We start from the raw sequence: 19,502 nt of genomic DNA on the forward strand, positions 1-19,502 counted from the left end.
TCAGGCGGGTCAGGCTTGTGAAGACGTCCCCGGCACCGGGCTTTCTTCAGTTTCGCCCTTGGCCACCAGCGTGGTCAGGGCCAGGTCGCCGGTGACGTTCAGCGCGGTACGGCACATGTCCAGGAAGTGGTTCACGCCCAGGATCAGGCCGATGCCCATCGGGTCCACGCCGACCATGGCGCAGATCATCGCCACCACCGGCAGCGAACCGGACGGCACGCCGGCCGTGCCGATGCCGCCCAGGATGCAGACCACCATCACCATCAGCTGCTGGGTGATGCTCAGGTCCACGCCGAAGAACTGCGCCAGGAAGATCACCGTCACGCCTTCGAACAGCGCGGTGCCGTTCTGGTTGGCGGTGGCGCCCACGGTCAGCACGAAGCGCGACACGCGCTGCGGCAGGCCCATCTGGTCGGCCACGCGCAGCGCGGTCGGCAGGGTCGCATTGCTGGAGGCGGTGGAGAACGCCATCACCGTCGCTTCCTGGGTGTCGCGGAAGAACGCCAGCGGCGAACGACCCGACAGCCACACCGCCACGCCATAGCTCACCACCATGTGCAGGCCCAGCGCCAGCACCACCACGCCCACGTACGCGCCCAGGCGGATCAGCAGGTCGAAGCCGAAGATCGCCGCCAGGTTGAACATGAAGCAGGCCACCGCGTACGGCGCCAGGCGGATCACCAGGTTGATCAGGGTCATCGAGACCTCGAACACGCCTTCGATGACCTTGCGCAGCGGCGCGGTCTTCTCGTCCGGGGACAGCACCATGCCGATGCCGAACATCAGCGCGAAGAACATCAGTGACAGGATCGCGCCATTGCTCGACGCCGCCGCCAGCACGTTGCTCGGCACGATCGACAGCAGCATGTCCATGCCCTTGGGCTGCTCGCCGATGTTGGCCACGATCTCGCGGCTGCGCTCGACGTTTTCATGCAGCAGCTGCTGGGCCATGGCCGGGTCAACGCCCACGCCCGGCTTGAGCAGGTTGACCAGCACCAGGCCGAGGCCGACCGCCACGCCCGAGAGCAGCACGGTGTAGGCCAGGGTCTTCCAGCCGATCCGGCCGAGCGCGCGGATGTCGCCCATTTCCGACACGCCCATCACCAGCGCCGAGAAGATCAGCGGCACGATCAGCATGAAGATCAGGTTGAGGAACAGGCCCGACAGCGGCGTGGTGAGGTAGGTCATCACCGCGCGGGCGGCGTCGGGCAGCCACGGAATGCCGCCGCCAATGGCGTGCACGATCAGCCCAAGCACCAGGCCAAGCCCGAAGCCGATACCCATTTTCCAGTGCAGTGGCAGCTTTTGCCGGGGTGTTGCGGCGTCGGTCATCGGAGCGGCATTCCTTGAAGATAAGTAAAAGAGCTTAGCAAAGCCGGCCGTCCCGCCCGCTTCAGCGGGACGGCGGGTACAGCGGCGGCAACGGAGTATTCGACGCGGCCGGCGCCGGCTGCCAGTGCGGTCCGTCATGGAAGGCACGGCGCAGCGCCTGCCGGGCCTGGCCCGCATCGCCGCCATCGGCACTCCAGCGCGCGGCCTGCAGGTCCTGCAGGGCCTGGCGCTGGGCCGGGTCGGCCAGCTGCGCCAGTACCGTTTCCAGGCCACCCCGGATCCCGCCCATCGCCGCCAGCAGCGCGACGATGTCATCCAGCCCGTCCTGATCCAGCGCGCGGCGCAGCTCGGCGCGCGAGGGCCGGCCGGCGACCGGTGCGGCCTCGGCGCTCGTAAGGCCGCCAACCGCCGCCGGCGCGCGGCGGCGACGCCACGCCCAGGCCAGGGTCAGCAGCCACAGCGCTGCGAAGCCGCCTGCCGCCGCGATCCAGCCCCACGGCGGACCGCCCGGAGCGCCGCCGCCCAGGGCCACGCTGTCGCCCGTGGGCGCCGTGGCGCCGGGCAGCGCCGAGGTGGTGTCCAGCGCCACCGGCGCCGGCGCGGTGCCCGGCGCGCCTTCGGCCACGGTCACGCGCAGGTCGGGCAGCGTGGCGGTGCGTGCCTGCCCGGCGCGCACGTCCCACCAGCCCATGCGCGGGCCGGGAATGGCCAGGGCGCCAGGCTGGCGCGGCACCACCGAGTAGCGCCGGGTCAGGGTCAGGCGCGGGGTGCCGCCGTTGAAGGTCTCGTCGTACTGCGGCGGCTCGGCGAACACCTGCGCGGCGGGGCCGACGTCCAGCGGCGGCAGTTCCGGGAACTGCGCGCGGGTGGCACCCTCGGCGACCGCTTCGACCACCACGGTGACCGCTTCGCCGGCACGCCCGTGGGTGGGCGCGGCGGTGTAGCGCAGGCGCAGGTCGTGCAAGGGCAGCCACGGCTGCGGCGCCGCGTCCGGTTGCGCACGGACCTGCAGGGTGCGGTCGGGCGCGTTGGCGCGCAGCCGGCCGTCGCCGCCGAACAGGTCGTCGAAGAAGCCGCCGGCGCTGCGCCCTTCGAAGCGCGCGCCCTTCAGCACCATCGGGCCGCTGCGCTCGGGAATCAGCAGGTAGCGGCGCTCCACCACGTTGTAGCGACGGCCGTTGACCTCGCGGACCAGGCTGCGGTCTTCGCCCACCCGCTGCAGCGATGCGCCTTCCGGCGCGTCGAACCCCAGCTCGCCCGACAGCAACTGCGAGGCGTAGTAAAGGCGCACCACCACGCCCACGCTCTGCTGCACGTAGGGGTTGGCATCGTCCACTTCGGTTTCGACGAAGGCCTTGGCATTGCCGGGCACCGCGGCCGATGCGCCGCTGCTGGCCGACACCGTCAGCGGTATCGGCGCGGTCAGCACGTTGCCGACCCGCAACGACGGGATGGTCAGCACGCCGCTGCGGCGCGGGGTGAGCGCCACGCCGTACAGCGAGCGCGACTGCATCGCGCCGTTGCTCCATTGCACCTGGCGGCTGCTGGTCTGGCCACTGAGTTCGAAATCGGCCTGCAACGGCGTGTAATCGGGCGCGCCACCATCGGACTCGATGTTGAGGGTGACTGTCTCGGTGTCGCTGATCGCATCGCGGTCCAGCCAGGCCCGGGTCTGCGCGTTGGCCACGCCGCTCACGCACAGCAGCAGCCAGACGCAGGCGCGCCACCCGAGCCGCGTGGAGGTTGCTGGGTTCATGGTCCTTCCCGTTTCCTGCGTTCGTTTTCCAGTTGGAACTTGGCCCGCAGCAGGCTGCCCGGGTCATCCGGCACCCGCCGCATCCAGGCCTCCACGGCCTGGCGCTGCTCGCGCTGCTGCGGCGTTTCGTTGGCCTGAGCGCGCTGCGCCGGGGTCTGGTCGGCCTTGCCCTGCTGGCGCTGCATCGCCTCGTCCATGCGCTGGCGCTGCGCGGCGTCGGCGCGCGCCTGCTCGGCCGGATCCGGCTTGCCCGGCTCGTTTTTCTGCTCTGCGTTGCCCTGCCCGCTCTGCGGCTCGCCCTGGTCGCCCTGCTTGCCCGGGTCCTGCTTCTGCTGCTGCGGGCTCTGCTGGTTCTTGCTCTGCTGGTTCTGCTGGTTCTGCTGGTTCTGCTGGTTCTGCTGGTTTTTCTGGTTCTGCTGCTGGTTCTGCTGCTGGTTCCCACCCTGCGGCGGCTTGCGCTTGCGCGCGGCGTCCACGGCGGCACGGTTGGCCACCGCATCGGGCATGCCCGGGCGCTGGCGCAGCGCATCGTCATAGGCGGCGATGGCAGCGTCGTACTGGCCCTGGCGGGCGAGCGCGTTGCCCAGGTTGTAGTGCGCTTCGGGACCCTCGATGCCCTCGAACTGCTGCTGGGCAGCCGCGAAGTCGCCGCGGCGATAGGCGTCCACGCCGGCGGCAATCCGCTGCTGGTCGCGCTGGTCGTCGCGCTGCCACAGCGAGCGTTCGGCCGCGTGCACGGGCGCCGGCGCGGCCAGCGGCAGCAGCACGCACAGCACTGCAACAGCGGCGAGGCCGCGACGCCGGAAGGCCCACAGCGACAGCAGCATCAACGGCGGCAGCAGCCAGAAGCCTTCATCGCGCCAGGCCATGCGCTCGCCCTGCCGGCTCTGGCCTTCGCCGGCGCTGCTGCGCGGGGTGAGCACGCCCAGTGCACGCAGGTCGCCGTCGTCGTTGGCCACGGCGGCGTAGCGACCGCCGCCGGCATCGGCCACTGCACGCAGGCTGCCCGGCTCCAGCTGGGCGCGTTCGATCTGCCCGTCGCTGCTGCGGTAGGCGGCACCGGACGGCGTGCCCAGCCCCAGCACCGAGACCTGGAAGCCCTGCGCGCGTGCGGACGCGGCGGCGGCACGTGCCGCGTCGTCGGCGCGGTCGGTCAGCAGCAGGATGTCGCCGCCCTTGGCGCCGGACTGCTGCAGCAACAGCACGGCGGCTTCGATGGCACGGTCGGCGCGCTGGCCATCGCGCGGCATCACGTCGGGTGCGAGGGCGTCGAGGTACAGCGCTACGTTTGCGCGGTCGCCGGTCAACGGCGCCACCGTGTACGCGTCATCGGCATACGCCAGCAGGGCCAGTTCGCCGCCGCTGCGCTCGCGCAGCAGGGTGGCCAGCTTGGCCCGCGCCTGCAGCAGGCGCGACGGCGGCAGGTCGGTGGCGGTGACCCGCGAGGACAGGTCCAGCGCCACCACCAGCGGGGCCGGCGCCTGCCATAGCGGCTGCGGCAGCTGCCGCCAGCCCGGGCCGGCCAGCGCCAGCACGGCGAGCGTCCAGCCGAGCAGCAACAGCAGCAGGCCGCCCCATGCACGGCGACCGCCTGCGACCAGCAGGTGCGGCAGCAGGTGCGCGTCCACGTTGTGCCGCCATACGCTGCTGCGACGCCGGCGCCAGTGCCAGAGCAGCGCGATCAGCGGCAGCGCGGCCAGCGCCCACAGCGCCTCGGGGCGTGCCAGGTGCAGCGGGATATCGAACAGGTTCATGCCCAGCGCCTCGGCAGCAGCCAGGCCAGCGCGCCCAGCAGCATCGCCAGCGCAAGCGGCCACCCGTAGCGCTCGATGCGCGGGCGCACCGCGGCACCGGCGGCGGTGATCGGTTCCAGCCGGTCCAGCTCGGCGTAAATGCCGGCCAGTTCGTCGGTGTTGCGTGCGCGGAAGGCGCGTCCGCCGGTCAGCTCGGCAATGCGGCGCAGGGTGGCTTCGTCGACCGGATCCTCCCCTGCCGCGATCTGCACGCCGAACAGGCTCATGCCACCGTCGCCGCCGAACGCCACCGGGTACACCCGCACGCCTTCGGCCTTGGCCAGCTCGGCCGCGCGCAGCGGCGGCAGCACACCGGCGTTGCTCACCCCGTCGGTGAGCAGGATCAGTACGCGCTGGCCTTCGGGCTGCTCGCGCAGGCGCTTGACCGCCAACGCGATGGCGTCGCCGATCGCGGTATCGCGCCCGGCCAGGCCGACCTCGCTGTCGGTGAGCTGGTTGCGCACGGTGGTCAGGTCGGCGGTGATCGGGGTCAGGGTGTAGGCGCGCTCGCCGAAGATCAGCAGACCGACGCGGTCGCCGGCGCGGCGGTCGAGGAAGTCGGCCAGCACCGCCTTGGCGGCGGACAGGCGCGGCACGACCTGGTTGCCCAGGGTCATGTCCGGCTCGCTCATGCTGCCGGAGACGTCGACCGCGAGCATCATCTGCCGGCCCTGTTGCGGCGGTGCGATTGGTTCGCCCAGTTGCTGGGGGCGGGCCAGCGCCACGCACAGGCAGGCCCAGGCCAGCCACAGCAGCAGGCGGCCGATGCGCCAGGCGGCGACGCCGTGGGCCTGGCCGAGGTCGGCCAGCGCGCCAGCGGCATACGGCACGCGCAGCGCGGGTCCGGCTACCGCGCGACGCGGCCACCAGCGCATCAGCCACGGCAACGGCAGTGCGAGCAGCGCCCACGGCCAGGCCAGGTCGTCCAGCCACGGCAACAGCGACACCAGGCTCTGCGGCATCATCGTTTGCGCCCGCTGATCAGGGTCAGGAAACGCGCCCGCGCCAGGCTGCGCAGCCGGTCCACCTCATCAGGGTCCAGCGTGGGGCGGTAGGCGCCGTCCAGCAGCAGGCGGCCGTCACCATCGGAGAATGCGCGGCTGCCGGGGGCATCGAGGAATTCCAGCCAAGCCTGGCCCTGCAGCAGCTCGGCACCGGCCTGCCGACGGCGCGCGGCGCGGCGCAGCAGTTCGGCGATGGCCGCCACCTGGCCTGTGCCCGGCGCGGCGTCCTCGACGGTCGTGTCGAACAGCTGCAGCCAACGCCGCTCGCGACGACGACGCAGTGCGCGCCAGGACCACAGCGCGAGCACGATGAGGGCCAGCACGCCCAGCACCAGCCACCAGCCCAGCGGCAGCGGCCACCACGACGGGTACGGTGGCAGGTGCACGTCGCGCAGCGGCAGCGAGGTGGCCGTGCTCATGACACCACCGCCGATGGCAGCGGACCCAGCCAGCAGTCGCTGGCGTCGTCGGTGCTCACCACGTGCACCTGGATGCGGCGCGCGCCGAGGCTGCGCTGCAGCGCTTCCAGCGGTTCAACGAAACGGGCATGCCAGTGCGCACGCACGGCGCTGTCGTGCAGGTCGAGCACCACCGGGCGTCCCTGCGACAGAAACGGCAGCACCGCGTCGGGCGGCGCCAGTTCGAGCGGGTCGGCCAGCAGCATCAGCTGCACTTCGTGGTGCATGGCCAGCGCGGTCCAGCGTGGAATGTCGATGGCGGCCGCGCGTGCAGGATCGGCCAGCACCACCACCCGGGCTCCGGGCCGGAGCACGCGCGCAGCCTGCTGCAGGGCGGCGTCCAGGCCGGCGTCGTCGGCCGGCGGTGCCGCGTACCAGCGGGTCAAAGCATCGAGCACGCGCAGCACGCCACGGGTGCCACCGGCGGGTGCGATCGGCGCTTCGCTGCGGCTGCCGCGCAGGGCGCTGAGGCGGTCGCCCTGGCGCTGCGCCAGCCATGCGGCGACCGCGCCGACGCGGGCGGCCTGCACCGACTTGAAGCGCACGCGGGTGCCGAAGTACAGCACCGGGTCGGTGTCGGCCACCAGCAGGGTCAGGCGTTCGCGTTCGGCCTGGAACAGCTTGGTGTGGGCACGGCCGGTGCGCGCGGTCACCCGCCAGTCGATGTGGCGGGCGTCGTCTCCGGGGACGTACTCGCGCGACTCTGCGTATTCCATGCCGCGCCCACGCATCGGCGACGGCGCCTGGCCGGCATGGGCCAGGCGTCCGCGTCGCGCCGGTGCGAGCCGGTGCGCGCTGCCGCGCAGCGCCACCAGCTCGGCCAGGCTCGGCTGCACGCCATCGCCTGCCAGCGCGGTGGCCGGGGTGTGGTCGGGACCGTGCATGCCGGGCTCAGGGCACCGGCACGCGGGCCAGCAGTTCGGCCACCAGGCGTTCGCCGTCCCAGCCTTCGGCCGTGGCTTCGTAGCTGGGCAGCACGCGGTGGCGCAGGACATCGGGCGCTACGCTGCGCACGTCGTCGGGAGTGACGAAGTCGCGGCCGGCCAGCCAGGCGCGCGCACGCGCGCAGCGCTCCAGCGCGATCGAGCCGCGCGGGCTGGCACCCCAGGCGATGCGACGCGCCAGCGCCGGGTCGTAGCGCGCCGGGTCGCGGGTGGCGAGCACCAGTTCGATCAGGTAGCGCTCCAGCGCGGGCGCCATGTGCAGCGAGAGGATCGCGCGGCGGGCGGCGAATACATCGTCCAGCGGCATCCGCGAGGGTGCCGGCGCTGGTGTGCCCAGCGCGTCGCGGGCGCGCTCGCGCGCCAGCCGCAGGATCTCGGCTTCGGCGGTGGAGTCGGGGTAGCCGATCCGGACGTGCATCAGGAACCGGTCCAGTTGCGCTTCGGGCAGCGGGAAGGTGCCCTCCTGCTCGATCGGGTTCTGGGTCGCCATCACCAGGAACAGCGGCGGCAGGGCGTAGGTGTGTCGGCCCACGGTGACCTGGCGTTCGCCCATGGCCTCGAGCAGGGCCGACTGCACCTTGGCCGGGGCCCGGTTGATCTCATCGGCGAGCAGGATCGGGTGGAAGATCGGGCCGGGCACGAATTCGAAGCGGCCTTCCTGCGGGCGCCAGATCTCGGTGCCGGTCAGGTCGGCCGGCAGCAGGTCGGGGGTGAACTGGACCCGGGAGAAGTCGGCCTCCAACCGTGCCGCGAGGGCGCGGATGGCAGTGGTCTTGGCCAGGCCGGGCGCGCCTTCGACCAGCAGGTGGCCATCGGCCAGCAGCGCGGTCAGCAGGCGTTCGACCAAGGCGTCCTGGCCGACGATCTCCGCCGAGAGCGCCGCGCGCAGTGCGCGGAAGCCGTCGTGCAGGCGGTCGTGCTCCGGGGCCGGGGCATCGGGCGTGGGGTCGGGTGCGGGCATGGGGGGTGGCAGGTTCATGGGTCCATCTGACCACGCGACAGGCGTAAGGTTCCGCACCCATGATGGCAGGCCCGGCCCGGCTGCGGGATCAAGATTGCCTGAACGCGAAAAGGGCCGCACGGTGGCGGCCCTTTCGCTGTACTGCGGTGGCGGGACTCAGTTGGTCTTGGCCACGCGCAGCACCTTCGGGGTGACGAAGACCAGCAGTTCGGCCTTGTCCTTGTTGCGGCTGCGCTTCTTGAACAGGTTGCCGAGGAACGGCACGTCGCCCAGGAACGGCACCTTGTTGACGCTGTTGCGGTCGGTGAACTCGTACACGCCACCGATCACGACGGTCTGGCCATCGTCGACCAGCACCGCGGTGTTCACTTCGCGGCGGTTGATCGTCGGCACCTGGCCGTAGCCTTCCAGCACGATGTAGCTTTCGACTTCATCCTTCTTGACCGACATGTTCAGGAACACGCGATTGTCGTTGGTGATGGTCGGGGTGACCTTCAGTTCCAGCAGCACTTCCTTGAACTGCACGTTCGGGGTCGCCGCCTGGCCACCGGTGCCGCCGGTGATGGTGACGTAGCCGATTTCCTTACCCTGCTTGATCACCGCTTCGCGCTGGTTGGTGGTGACCACGCGCGGGTTGGAGATCACTTCACCACGCGATTCCTGCTGCATGGCCGACAGCTCCACGTCCAGCAGGTAGCCGGCGTTGAGGATCGACAGTGCCAGCGAACCCGGGTTGAGGGTGCTTGCGACCGGCAGGTTCCAGTTCAGGCCACCGGTGTTGATGGTGCGCGGCGGACGCACCGGCACGGGACCGGTACCGCCACCTGCAGCCCACTCGTTCAGCGCTTCCTGGTACTCGGTGGCGTTTTCGCCGTCGCTGGTGATGTTGCTGTGGTTGGTGGTGGTGTTGCCACTGAAGTACACGTTGTCGCGGCTGCCGGTGATGCCGAACTTGGCACCCAGTTCACGCGCGAAGGTGTCGGTGGCGATCACGATGCGGCTTTCGATCAGCACCTGGTCGACCGGGCGGTCAATCACGCTGATCAGCTCGCGCATGCGCGCAACCTTCTTGGGGATGTCGCTGATCATCAGCGTATTGGTGCGCTCGTCGGCCACCAGGCGACCGCGCGAAGACAGGAAACCGCTGTCTTCCTGCGACGAGCCGCCGCTACCGCCACCACCACCGCCACCGCTGCTGCCGCCGATGCCCTTGGCCTCGGTCAGCGCTTTGAAGATCTGCGCGGCGTTGTGATAGTTGATCTGGACGTACTCGGTAACCAGGTCCACGCGCTGGTCGATCGCGATGCGCGCGTCTTCCTTGTCTTGCTCGAACTTGGCCAGCTCCGGCTGCGGTGCGACCCAGATCACGCCGCCTTCGCGACGCTTGTCCAGGCCCTTGGCACGCAGCACGATGTCCAGTGCCTGGTCCCACGGCACGTTGACCAGGCGCAGGGTGACGTTGCCCGCGACGCTGTCGGAGGCCACGATGTTCAGGTTGGACTCTTCGGCGATCAACTGCAGCACGGTGCGCACCGGCACGTCCTGGAAGTTGAAGGTCACCGGCTTGCCGCTGTAGCCGCGCTGGGCAACCGCCGCAGCCGCCTGGGTCACCGTGGTCGCGTTGATCGCACCGGTGGCAGGAGCGCTCTTGCGCGGGCTGATCTCGACCACGTACTCGTTGCCGGTCTGGTAGGCCAGCGACTCGAACGCGGTGCTGGTGTTGAGCACCAGCTGGGTACCGCCGCCATACGGCTTCGGGTCGATGCGCTGCACCGGGGTGGCGAAATCGACGACGTTGATCGACTTCTGCAGGGTGTCCGGCAGGGTCGCGTTGCCGATGTCGACCACGACGCTGTTGCCCTGGGTGCGAAGGTCCGGGTTGGCGCCGGCACCGTCGAACTGCAGGATGAGGCGGCCGCTGCCGTCTTCACCGCGCTTGAAGTCGATCTTGGACACCGCCAGCGAAGCCGGTGCGGCGGCCGGCGTGGCGCCGGCCCCCTGGGTGGTTGCCGCTGCGGCCGGCGTGGCCGCCAACAGCGTGCCATTGGCCACCATGAGCGCGACTCCCAGCGCGCACAGGTGGATCAGCTTCGGGCGCCGGACGGAGCGCTGCAGCATGGCGTTGGAAAAGGTCATCGTGCTATCCCCATAATCATTCATTGATCTTCAAGCGCGATCGATGCAGGCCGTTCCAGCCAGCCGCCCGCGCCATCCGGCACCAGTTCAATCAGTTCGATCCGGTCTTCGAAGACCCCGGTCACGCGACCATCGCTCTGCCCCATGTAGACCCCCGGACGCACCCGATAGGTGACCTTGTCCGGTGCCATCACCAGCGCGACCAGTCCGCCACCGTTGCCGATCGAACCGACCATGTCCAAGGCATCCAGCGGGAAGGCTTCCAGCGGCTCCTTGCGGCGGTTCGGATCCGGGCGCAGGCCCGAACCACCGGCCTGGGGGTTGGCCCAGGCGTCGGTGAACGGGTCACGCATGCCCTGCGCGGAGTATTCGAAGGTCTCGAACTGCTGCATGACCGGCAGCGGTTCGAGCGGCGGTGCCGGGCGTGCGCGCACGTCGGCGGTCCACTTCTCCAGGTTCGGCGCGTCGCCGGGGGTGCTGGAGATGCTGCGCGCGCAGCCCGCCAGCAGCACCAGCATCAGCAGTCCACAGATGCGTGCGGTGTAGGCAAGGTTCATGGCTTGCCTCCGTTCGCAGCAGCGGTCTGGGCGGCAGCTTTTTCCTGCGCTTCCATTTCCACGTCGTCCAGGTACCGGTAGGTCTTGACCGTACCGGACAGCTCCAGCGCGCCACTGCGTGCGGTGATGCCGGTCTTGGGGTCCTTGGGCTTGAGGTTGATGTCGTGCATGGTCAGGATGACCACGCGCGGCAGCGAGGCCACGCCGCTGACGAAGGCGCCGAACTGGTGGTAACTGCCCACCATGCGCAGGGCGATCGGCTTTTCGGCGTAGAACTCCTTGGGCACTTCCTCACCGGGCTGGAACAGCTCGTTGACCAGGCCGCTGGACAATGCGGTCTGCGAGATGTCGATGATCAGGTCCGGCATTTCGGTCTTGCTGGGCAGCTGGCGCAGCATCTGCTGCAGCACCTGCTCCATCTGGGCCAGCTGCTGTTTCAGCGGCTCCAGGTTGACCGCGCGGCCCTGTTCCTTCTCGAAGTCCGCGCGCAGGCCGACTTCGGTGCGTTCCAGGGTTTCAAGCTCTTCGCGCTTGCCGCTGATGAGGACGAACCAGGCCAGGACGATGATCAGCAGCGACAGCAGCGCGCAGAAGACGATCTTGGCCTGCTGCGGCCAGCTGCCGATGTTGTTGAAGTCCAGGTCCTTCATGTTGACTTTCTTGCTCATGCGGCCCCCTTCTGCGGCGCGCTGGACGCCGCCGGTTGCGTTGCCGGGGCAGGAACGATGCGGCTGCCAGCGGGTGCCGGTGCGGCCGGAGCCGGAGCCGGAGCCGGAGCCTGCGCCGGTGCATCAGCAGGTGCCGGAGCGGTGCCCGGCGCCGGGGCCAGCGGTGCCACGGCCGGGGCGGTGGCCGGGGCGGCATTCGGATCGGCACCCGGCGTGACCGCGCTGCCGTCCGGCGCCAGGCCGTCGACCGCTTCGCTCTGTGCCGGCAGCGTCACCTTGACCACGAACACGTACGGCAGCGCCGAGATGTCCGCGACCGGGCCGACCACCTTGTCCTTCTCTTCTTCCGGCTTGCGGGCTTCGATCACCGACAGTTCCGGCTTGGTCATCCAGCCCGAGCTTTCCAGGTTGCGCATGTACGCGCTGACCCGGGCGTTGGACTGGGTGCGGCCTTCCAGGGTCAGGATGTCGCCTTCCTGCTTCAGCGCGGTCAGCACAAGCCCATCGGGGATGGTCCGGACCAGCGCGTCGAACAGGTGCACCATCTGCGAACGCTTGGCCTGCAGCTGCTCGATCACCTTCTTGCGGGCCAGCAGGCGATCGCGCTGGCGGTCCAGGCGGTCGATCTCCTTGTTCTGCTCCTTGACCTTGGCGATCTCGGCCTGCAGGAACATGTTGCGATCTTCCTGGCCGCTGATCTGGCGGTCGTAGTAGAACCAGATCAGCCCGGACAGCACGACGCCGGCGATGGCGGCGAAGCCCAGCATGGTCATGAACTCGCGCTGGCGTTGCTTGCGCCGTTCGGCGCGCCAGGGCAATAGATTGATTCTTGCCATCAGTCGAAGCTCCTCAGCGCCAGCCCGGTGGCAATCATCAGCGCCGGGGCGTCCTGGGCCAGGGCATGTGCCTGCACCTTCGGACCCAGCGTCATCTGCGCCAGCGGGTTGGCCACCACGGTAGCCACGCCCAACTGCTCTTCCACCATTTCCGGAAGACCGGCCAGCGCCGCGCAACCGCCGGCCAGCACGATGTGGTCGACCCGGTTGAACTCGCTGCCTGCATAGAAGAACTGCAGCAGGCGGCTGATCTGCTGGACCGTGGCTTCCTTGAACGGCTCGAGCACTTCCATCTCGTAGCTTTCCGGCAGCCCGCCCTGGCGCTTGGCCAGGCCGGCTTCCTCGTAGGTCAGGCCGTAGCGGCGCATGACCTCGTCGGTGAGCTGCTTGCCGCCGAACACCTGCTCACGGCTGTACAGGCTGCGCCCGCCGCGAAGCACGTTCAGGGTGGTCATGGTGGCGCCGATGTCGACCAGCGCGACCACGCCATCGCTGGCGATCGGCAGTTCGCTGGCGACCAGGGCGAAGGCGTTTTCGACCGCGAACGCCTCCACGTCCATCACCCGGGCGGTCAGGCCACCGAGTTCCAGCGCCGACTGGCGCAGCTCCACGTTCTCCGAGCGCGAGGCCGCCAACAGCACCTGGACCATTTCCGGGTTGTTGGGGATCGCTCCGAGCACCTCGAAGTCGAGGTTCACTTCCTCGATCGGGTACGGGATGTAATTGACCGCTTCGAGCTCGACCTGGGCTTCCATGTCGTTCTCGTCCAGGTCGGCCGGCATCGGGATGAGCTTGGTGATGACCGCAGAGCCGGCCACGGCCGCGGCGGCATGCCGGGCCTTGGTACCGGAACGGTTCACCGCGCGGCGGATGGCCTCACCCACGGCCTCCACTTCCACGATGTTCTTTTCCACCACCGCATTCGGCGGAAGTGGTTCCACAGCGTAATGTTCCACACGGAAACGATTGCCGCTGCGGGAAAGCTGCAGAAGCTTTACTGCAGTCGAACTGATGTCGACGCCGATAAGCGGCGACTGGCTTTTTGGGATAAGCCCCACGGTTTCTCCCCTGCCGACGGGCACTTGAACGCATAACCTGCGTCCGCGCATTAATAACGTTTTTTTTGCAAATGGCAACCGTCAACGTTCAAAACGCGCAGCAGCGCACGCTTTGCCCGTCCCCTGACGGTCACCGAAATGCTCTCCCCGGGAACAACCCCAGCCGTTCCCTTGCGTAATCTATACTCTGCGGCCACGAAATTCGCAATCGGAATCTGTCACTGATGACTCGTCTTCGACGCTGGCTGCGCTGGATGCTGGTGGTTTTCCTGGTCCTGGCCCTGATCGGCGCGGCCGTCGCCGGCGGCCTGTACTACGCCATTTCCGCGCGGCTGCCGGACGTCCAGACCCTGCGCGACATCGAAATGCAGGAGCCGATGTACGTCTATGCGGCCGACGGCCAGCTGATGGCGGTGTTCGGCGAGTCGCGGCGGACCCCGATCACCATGAAGGAGGTCCCGGAGCGCCTCAAGCAGGCCTTCCTGGCCACCGAGGACGCCCGCTTCTATGAGCACGGGGGGGTCGACTACAAGGGCATCGCCCGCGCGGTCTGGCTGCTGGCCACCACCAACGACAAGCGGGTCCCGGGCGGGTCGACCATCACCCAGCAGGTGGCCCGGCAGTTCTTCCTGAGCTCGGAGTACAGCTACACCCGCAAGCTGGCCGAGATCCTGCTGGCGCGCAAGATCGAACAGGAACTGAGCAAGGACGAGATCTTCGAGCTGTACCTGAACAAGAGCTTCTTCGGCAACCGGTCCTACGGCGTGGCCGCGGCGGCCCAGTTCTACTACGGCAAGACCCTGGCCGAGCTGGACCTGGACGAGATGGCCTCGCTGGCCGGCATCCCCAAGTTCCCCTCCAGCGGCAACCCGATTAGCAACCCCGAGCGCGCCCGCGAGCGCCGCGACTTCTACGTGCTGCAGCGCATGGCCAACCTGGGCTTCATCAGCCAGGCCGAGGCCGACGCGGCCAAGGCGGTGCCGATGCACGCCACCGCGCATGAGCCGCCGGTGCAGGTCGACGCCCCGTACGTGGCCGAGCTGGTCCGCCAGGAAATGATCGCCCGCTTCGGCGGCGACGTGCTCAACAAGGGCTACCACGTCACCACCACCATCAACGCCGAGATGCAGGCGGCGGCGAACCTGGCGGTGCGCGACGGCCTGCTGCAGTACGACCACCGGCATGGCTGGCACGGGGTGGAGCAGCAGGTGCAGCTGGGCGCGGGCGACGATGCAGCGGCGCTGGCTGGCCACCTGCGCGGGATCAGCGCCCAGTCCGGGCTGCTGCCGGCGATCGTGGCCTCCACCGGCGCCGACGGCAGCGCCACGGTGGTGCTGGCCAACCGCACCGAGGTGGTGCTGCCGGCCTCGGCGGCCAAGTGGACCAACAAGACCCCGGCCAAGCTGGTCCAGCGCGGCGACATCGTGCGCGTGCGCACCGGCGAGAAGGAAGGCCAGTGGCTGCTCGACCAGATTCCGCGCGGCCAGTCCGCGCTGGTCTCGCTGGACGCCCAGAACGGCGCGCTGAAGGCGCTGGTGGGCGGTTTCAGCTTCTCCGGCAACAAGTTCAACCGCGCCACCCAGGCGCGCCGCCAGCCGGGTTCGAGCTTCAAGCCGTTCATCTACGCGGCCGCGTTCGACAAGGGCTTCAACCCGGCCTCGATCGTGCTGGACGCCCCGGTGGTGTTCCGCGACCGTCGCGGCAAGACCTGGCAGCCGCAGAACGACGGCGGCGGTTTCCGCGGTCCGATGCGCCTGCGCGAAGCGCTGGTGCAGTCGCGCAACCTGGTGTCGGTGCGCCTGCTCGACGGCATGGGCGTGGAGTACGCGCGCAAGTACATCAGCGAGTTCGGCTTCGCCGAGGCCGAGCTGCCGCCGAACCTGTCGATGTCGCTCGGTACCGCGTCGCTGACCCCGCTCTCGGTGGCACGCGGCTATGCGGTGTTCGCCAACGGCGGTTCGCGCGTGGATACGTGGCTGATCGACCAGGTCAGCGACCGCGACGGCAACCTGGTGTTCAAGGAAAACCCGGCCCGGGCGTGCCGTGAGTGCGTCGGCACCAGCGGCGGCGCGCCGGTCAGCCAGGTGGTGGACGGCTTCAACTTCGGCGCGGCCGCCGCGCCGGCTCCGGCCGGTGCGCCCACGCCCGAGCAGGCCGCCGCTCCAGTGGTGCCGGTCGACCCCAATGCGCGCACCGCGCCGCGGGCGATCGATGCGCGCACCGCCTACCAGCTGGTCTCGATGATGCGCGACGTGGTCCAGCGCGGTACCGGCACCGCAGCCAAGGTGCTCGGCCGCGAGGACGTGGGCGGCAAGACCGGCTCCACCAACGACCACCGCGATGCATGGTTCTCCGGTTTCGGTGGCCCGTACGTCACCACCGTGTGGGTGGGCCGCGACGACTTCCGTTCGCTGGGCTACCGCGAGTACGGCGGCCGTGCGGCACTGCCGATCTGGATCGACTACATGCGGGTGGCGATGAAGGACACCCCGGTGGCGCAGAACGAGCCGCCGACCGGGATGGTGCAGGCCACGCTCAACGGCGCTACCGAGTGGGTGAAGGTGGAGGACATGGAGAAGCTCGCCGAGTACGACTTCAACACCCAGACCCAGCAGGCCGACGACGCAGCGTTCGATATTTTCTGAGGATCAGGGGCTGTCCAGATAGCCCCTGATCTCGTCTTCGGCCAGCAGCGTGCGCAGCTGCGCGGCCGACGCGCGCCGCATCGGTTTCTCGTCAATGCTCGACAGCGGCGGCTGGCGCAGCGCGTCGTAGGGCAGCACCGCCACGTCGAAGGTCAGCCCTTCGGCGCTGAACACCCACACCGGTACGTCCAGGGTGCGTTCGCGATCCAGCCGCAGCCGCCGCATGCGCGACTCGGCCGGAAACCGGTGTTCTTCCAGGAAGCGCTGCACGGCATCGGCATCGTCGCTGTGCACCTGCAGCTGCACGGGGCTGTTGGCGTCGGCGGTGCCGTCCAGCACCGGGCCGCACAGGCGCGGCGCAAAACCGTGCAGGAACTCCAGCGCACGCAGCCCGGCCTCGCGGCGCTGGCGCAGCTGCGTGCCATGCCCGGCACCGGCGAACAGGCGCTGGTACTCGCGCAGGGCGTCTTCGATCTCGGTATTGCGCGGCAGCGAGGCATCGTCATGGATGCCCAGGCGCCCGGCGGCCTTCAGTTTGGCCTGGTGGTAGTCGCGGATTCCGCCTTCGGCCATCAACCGGGCTGCCTCGTGGGCAAGCCGGTGGCGGCGTTCGCGGGTCTGGCTCTCGGCATGCTGTCGTGCACGATGCATGAGCGTGTCTCCCCTTTACGACCTGCCACCGACGATACACCCTCCGTGTGACGGCCAGGACACGCATGGCGTGTCCCTACGCGACGAGCGCAGCCAACCGTCAACGTTCGACGGTCGACACCTGCAACCCACCGCCAACGTTCGACCCCAATCCCGAGCGACCAAGGGTCGTAGTGACACGCCATGCGTGTCAAAGCCATGACCCTGCGCACGTAAATCGCCATGCGTGTCAAAGCCATGACCCTGCGCACGTACACACGCCCAATGCCCCCGCCCTCACCAGCCGATGCCCACGCCCACCGCCACGGTGCTCTCGCCGCCCTGGCTGAAGGCGCCGTTGAGGCTGAAGGTGGTGGTGGCGCGCCGGTCCAGCACGCGCTGGTATCCCACCGCGAGTGCGGACTCGCCATCGGCATGGCCGACGCCCGCGCCGAGCCGGTTCCAGGTGGGCAACCCGGCGGTATTCATCGCCATGGCCGCCTGTGCGCTGCCCATCGCCGCCATGCGGTTCATGCGCCGGTCGAGCCGGTCGAAGCGGCGGTCGACGCCGGCCAGCGCCTGGTCGGTGTAGGCGTTGGCGCGCTGCACGGCGTCGTCCACGGCACGTGTGTCGACCGGCGGCAGGGGCGCTTGGGCCTGCTGCGCGCCGCGCGCCGCAGCCTCGGCCGGACCTGCGGCGGACGCGGGCGCAGGCGCAGGCGCATCCTCTGCGGACGCTGCCTCGCGGCCTGCATCAGCGGTCGCCTCCACGGACGCCGCCAGCATGGGGGCCGCCTCCACGCCTGCACTGCCCTGCCCGTCACTGCCCTGCTGCGCGGCCAGCGCGCTGACCTGGTGGTCGATCTCGCCCATCCGGTCATGCGCGGCACTCACCGCGTAGTCCAGCGCATCCAGCGCACTGGCGACCGTGCCGTGATACCGGCCCTGCACCGCAAAGCGCAGGCCGCGCACGCCGCCTTCGGCGTTGACGCCGGTGCCGATCACCCCCGCCAGGTCCGAGAGCTGCCGCAGCGACACCACGTCGTCGGGAGCGATGCCCGGCATCGCGTTGGTGATCCGCCGACGGATGCCCTGCCCGCCCACCGACACTTCGAACGGTCGCTGCACGATCGAGCCAAACCCCAGCGCCACGCTGTCGTGGGCGCCTTCCCAGACCTGGGTGGAGGCACCGATGGCCATGCCGTTCTCGGCCAGCACGCGCGACCGCGAACCGAGTGCGAAGCCGTCGTCGGCACCTTCCAGAATGATCGCAGCGCGTCCCAGCGCCACCGAATTGCTGCCCAGCGCGGTGGCGTAACTGCCGATCGCGGTCGAACCCGAGGCCACTGCGCGGGCGTCACTGCCCATTGCGGTGCTCAAGTGACCGGCATAGGCGGGGAAACTCTCATCGTCGGCGCCGACCCGCGCGTACAGCTGGGTGTACTCCAGCGCCGCGACCCGTTTTTCGGTGGCATGCAGCTGCTTTCCGTTGACCGCGTGGCGGCTGTCGGGACCCACATCGCCCTCGCCAAGGGCGATCAGGCGTGCGCCACGCAGGTGCACGGTAGCGTCCTTGTCGAAGCGCACCACATCGCTCAGGTCGGGAACGACCGCCTGCATGTCGTCGCGCAGCAGGTCGATGTCGAGGCGGTTGCGGGCGATCCGCTGGTCATTGTCGCTGACCTGCCAGAGCGCGTCGGACCATCCCGGCGGCAGCACGCCTTCGGCCGGCAACGGCGGCGGCGGTGCCGGGCACTGGATCACGCGCTCGCGCACGTGGTCGCGGCCGAACACGCCGGCCACGCCGACCCCGACCCCCAGCCCACCGGCGAACGACAGCGCGCGCGCAGACGCAGGCGCGTCGTCGTCGCGCACCTCCACGCCAGCCGGGCTGGACGCCTGCGGCGGCGTGGCCGCGACGCCCCCCGGCAGCGCTACGATCAGTGCGGCGGCAAGGCGGGCGTGGCGGCGCAGAAAAAGTGCGTGTTCGAAACGGTGCATGGTGGTTCCCTTCAAGGCAGCAGGACCTGCTGGTGTTCGCGGTAGCCGTCGCGGCTGAGCCGGTAGTCCACGCGCAAGCGCGCGCCGGACGTGGGCTGGAAAGGCAGCGCCAGCGCTGCGCCGGGATAGACGCTGCGCTCGATGTCGTGGGTGGTGCAGGCGCCGGCGAGGCACTGTTCGATGCGGCGGATGCCCAGCCGCAACGTGCCGCGGTTGTGCAGGTGGCCGTCGACCAGTTGCATCGCGACACGGCCGTCTGCGGGCAGCACGTTGACCAGCACGCCCCACACCAGGCTGACCCCGATGGTGGCGCTGGCGGTGGGCCCCACCGCCGCCGATGCCTCCGGGTCTTCGCCGCGCACGCCTTCGAAGTACACCCCGAACGCGGTTTCCTCGGCCACCGGCGCCAGTGCGATCGCCCGCACAAGGCGGCTGCCGCCGCCGGCCAGCGCGAACATGCCCGGGGTGACCGCGAGCGCGGCAGCGTCGCCGGGCGGTTCGTCGACCTCGTGTTCGGCGTCGCCCGCCGGGTCGACCACGCGCTTGACCGTGGCGCGGACGTACTGGGTGCGTGGCGACTGCGCGTGCACGCGGATGCTGGTGGTGCGCCCGCTGTCGACGTGCACGCGCATCGGATGCACGTCCAGGTTGGCAGACACCGGCGTGGCGAACAGCATGGAAAGCAGCAGGAAAACGGCTCGATGGAAGCGCATGGAAGGTCTC

Annotated in this window: 16 protein-coding genes; 1 reads left to right on the top strand and 15 read right to left on the bottom strand. The window is 69.8% G+C overall.

Going from position 1 to position 19,502, the window contains the following annotated elements:
* Nucleotides 1–9: 9 nt before the first annotated feature.
* From HGB51_RS06985 to HGB51_RS07040, 12 genes are all read right to left on the bottom strand, one after another.
* Entirely contained in the window at nucleotides 10–1,332 is a 1,323-nt protein-coding gene (locus HGB51_RS06985) for a dicarboxylate/amino acid:cation symporter (RefSeq protein WP_084738900.1), read from the bottom strand.
* 61 nt (nucleotides 1,333–1,393) lie between these two features.
* Nucleotides 1,394–3,088: a BatD family protein gene (locus HGB51_RS06990; protein WP_070207402.1), complete on the bottom strand. Its 1,695-nt coding sequence runs from the start codon at nucleotides 3,086–3,088 to the stop codon at nucleotides 1,394–1,396.
* Nucleotides 3,085–4,842, bottom strand: a complete 1,758-nt coding sequence (locus HGB51_RS06995; protein ID WP_070207401.1) for a VWA domain-containing protein — start codon at nucleotides 4,840–4,842, stop codon at nucleotides 3,085–3,087. The genes HGB51_RS06990 and HGB51_RS06995 overlap by 4 nt, the downstream gene beginning before the upstream one ends.
* Nucleotides 4,839–5,843, bottom strand: a complete 1,005-nt coding sequence (locus tag HGB51_RS07000) for a vWA domain-containing protein (protein ID WP_425505361.1) — start codon at nucleotides 5,841–5,843, stop codon at nucleotides 4,839–4,841. Before HGB51_RS07000 ends, HGB51_RS06995 begins: the two co-directional genes overlap by 4 nt.
* Nucleotides 5,843–6,304: a DUF4381 domain-containing protein gene (locus tag HGB51_RS07005; RefSeq protein WP_070207399.1), complete on the bottom strand. Its 462-nt coding sequence runs from the start codon at nucleotides 6,302–6,304 to the stop codon at nucleotides 5,843–5,845. The genes HGB51_RS07000 and HGB51_RS07005 overlap by 1 nt, the downstream gene beginning before the upstream one ends.
* Nucleotides 6,301–7,227: a DUF58 domain-containing protein gene (locus HGB51_RS07010; RefSeq protein WP_070207398.1), complete on the bottom strand. Its 927-nt coding sequence runs from the start codon at nucleotides 7,225–7,227 to the stop codon at nucleotides 6,301–6,303. The genes HGB51_RS07005 and HGB51_RS07010 overlap by 4 nt, the downstream gene beginning before the upstream one ends.
* Nucleotides 7,228–7,234: 7 nt before the next feature.
* Nucleotides 7,235–8,266, bottom strand: coding sequence for an AAA family ATPase (locus HGB51_RS07015; protein WP_070207397.1), 1,032 nt, complete (start codon nucleotides 8,264–8,266; stop codon nucleotides 7,235–7,237).
* 138 nt (nucleotides 8,267–8,404) lie between these two features.
* Complete coding sequence (locus HGB51_RS07020; RefSeq protein WP_070207396.1) at nucleotides 8,405–10,384, bottom strand: type IV pilus secretin PilQ; 1,980 nt, start codon at nucleotides 10,382–10,384, stop codon at nucleotides 8,405–8,407.
* Nucleotides 10,385–10,404: 20 nt separating this feature from the next.
* Entirely contained in the window at nucleotides 10,405–10,902 is a 498-nt protein-coding gene (locus tag HGB51_RS07025; protein WP_246233493.1) for a pilus assembly protein PilP, read from the bottom strand.
* A gap of 35 nt (nucleotides 10,903–10,937) precedes the next feature.
* Complete coding sequence (locus HGB51_RS07030; RefSeq protein ID WP_070207394.1) at nucleotides 10,938–11,609, bottom strand: type IV pilus inner membrane component PilO; 672 nt, start codon at nucleotides 11,607–11,609, stop codon at nucleotides 10,938–10,940.
* Nucleotides 11,606–12,445 carry a PilN domain-containing protein gene (locus HGB51_RS07035; RefSeq protein WP_070207393.1) on the bottom strand — a complete coding sequence of 280 codons (840 nt, stop codon included), beginning with the start codon at nucleotides 12,443–12,445 and terminating at the stop codon, nucleotides 11,606–11,608. The genes HGB51_RS07030 and HGB51_RS07035 overlap by 4 nt, the downstream gene beginning before the upstream one ends.
* Nucleotides 12,445–13,503, bottom strand: a complete 1,059-nt coding sequence (locus tag HGB51_RS07040; RefSeq protein WP_038686523.1) for a pilus assembly protein PilM — start codon at nucleotides 13,501–13,503, stop codon at nucleotides 12,445–12,447. Before HGB51_RS07040 ends, HGB51_RS07035 begins: the two co-directional genes overlap by 1 nt.
* A gap of 224 nt (nucleotides 13,504–13,727) precedes the next feature.
* On the opposite strand from HGB51_RS07040, the gene HGB51_RS07045 reads away from it, so the two are divergent.
* Entirely contained in the window at nucleotides 13,728–16,148 is a 2,421-nt protein-coding gene (locus HGB51_RS07045) for a penicillin-binding protein 1A (protein ID WP_070207392.1), read from the top strand.
* Between the two features lie 3 nt (nucleotides 16,149–16,151).
* Here HGB51_RS07045 and HGB51_RS07050 read toward each other — a convergent pair whose 3' ends face one another.
* The 3 genes from HGB51_RS07050 to HGB51_RS07060 form a co-directional block, all read right to left on the bottom strand.
* On the bottom strand, nucleotides 16,152–16,799 hold the full coding sequence (locus tag HGB51_RS07050) for a hypothetical protein (RefSeq protein ID WP_070207391.1): 648 nt from the start codon (nucleotides 16,797–16,799) through the stop codon (nucleotides 16,152–16,154).
* Nucleotides 16,800–17,075: 276 nt separating this feature from the next.
* Entirely contained in the window at nucleotides 17,076–18,779 is a 1,704-nt protein-coding gene (locus HGB51_RS07055; protein ID WP_084738899.1) for a YadA-like family protein, read from the bottom strand.
* A gap of 11 nt (nucleotides 18,780–18,790) precedes the next feature.
* Entirely contained in the window at nucleotides 18,791–19,492 is a 702-nt protein-coding gene (locus HGB51_RS07060) for a pilus assembly protein (RefSeq protein WP_070207390.1), read from the bottom strand.
* Nucleotides 19,493–19,502: the final 10 nt, after the last annotated feature.

Origin of the sequence: Stenotrophomonas bentonitica, assembly GCF_013185915.1 — a bacterium.
In the GTDB taxonomy this organism is placed as follows: domain Bacteria; phylum Pseudomonadota; class Gammaproteobacteria; order Xanthomonadales; family Xanthomonadaceae; genus Stenotrophomonas; species Stenotrophomonas bentonitica.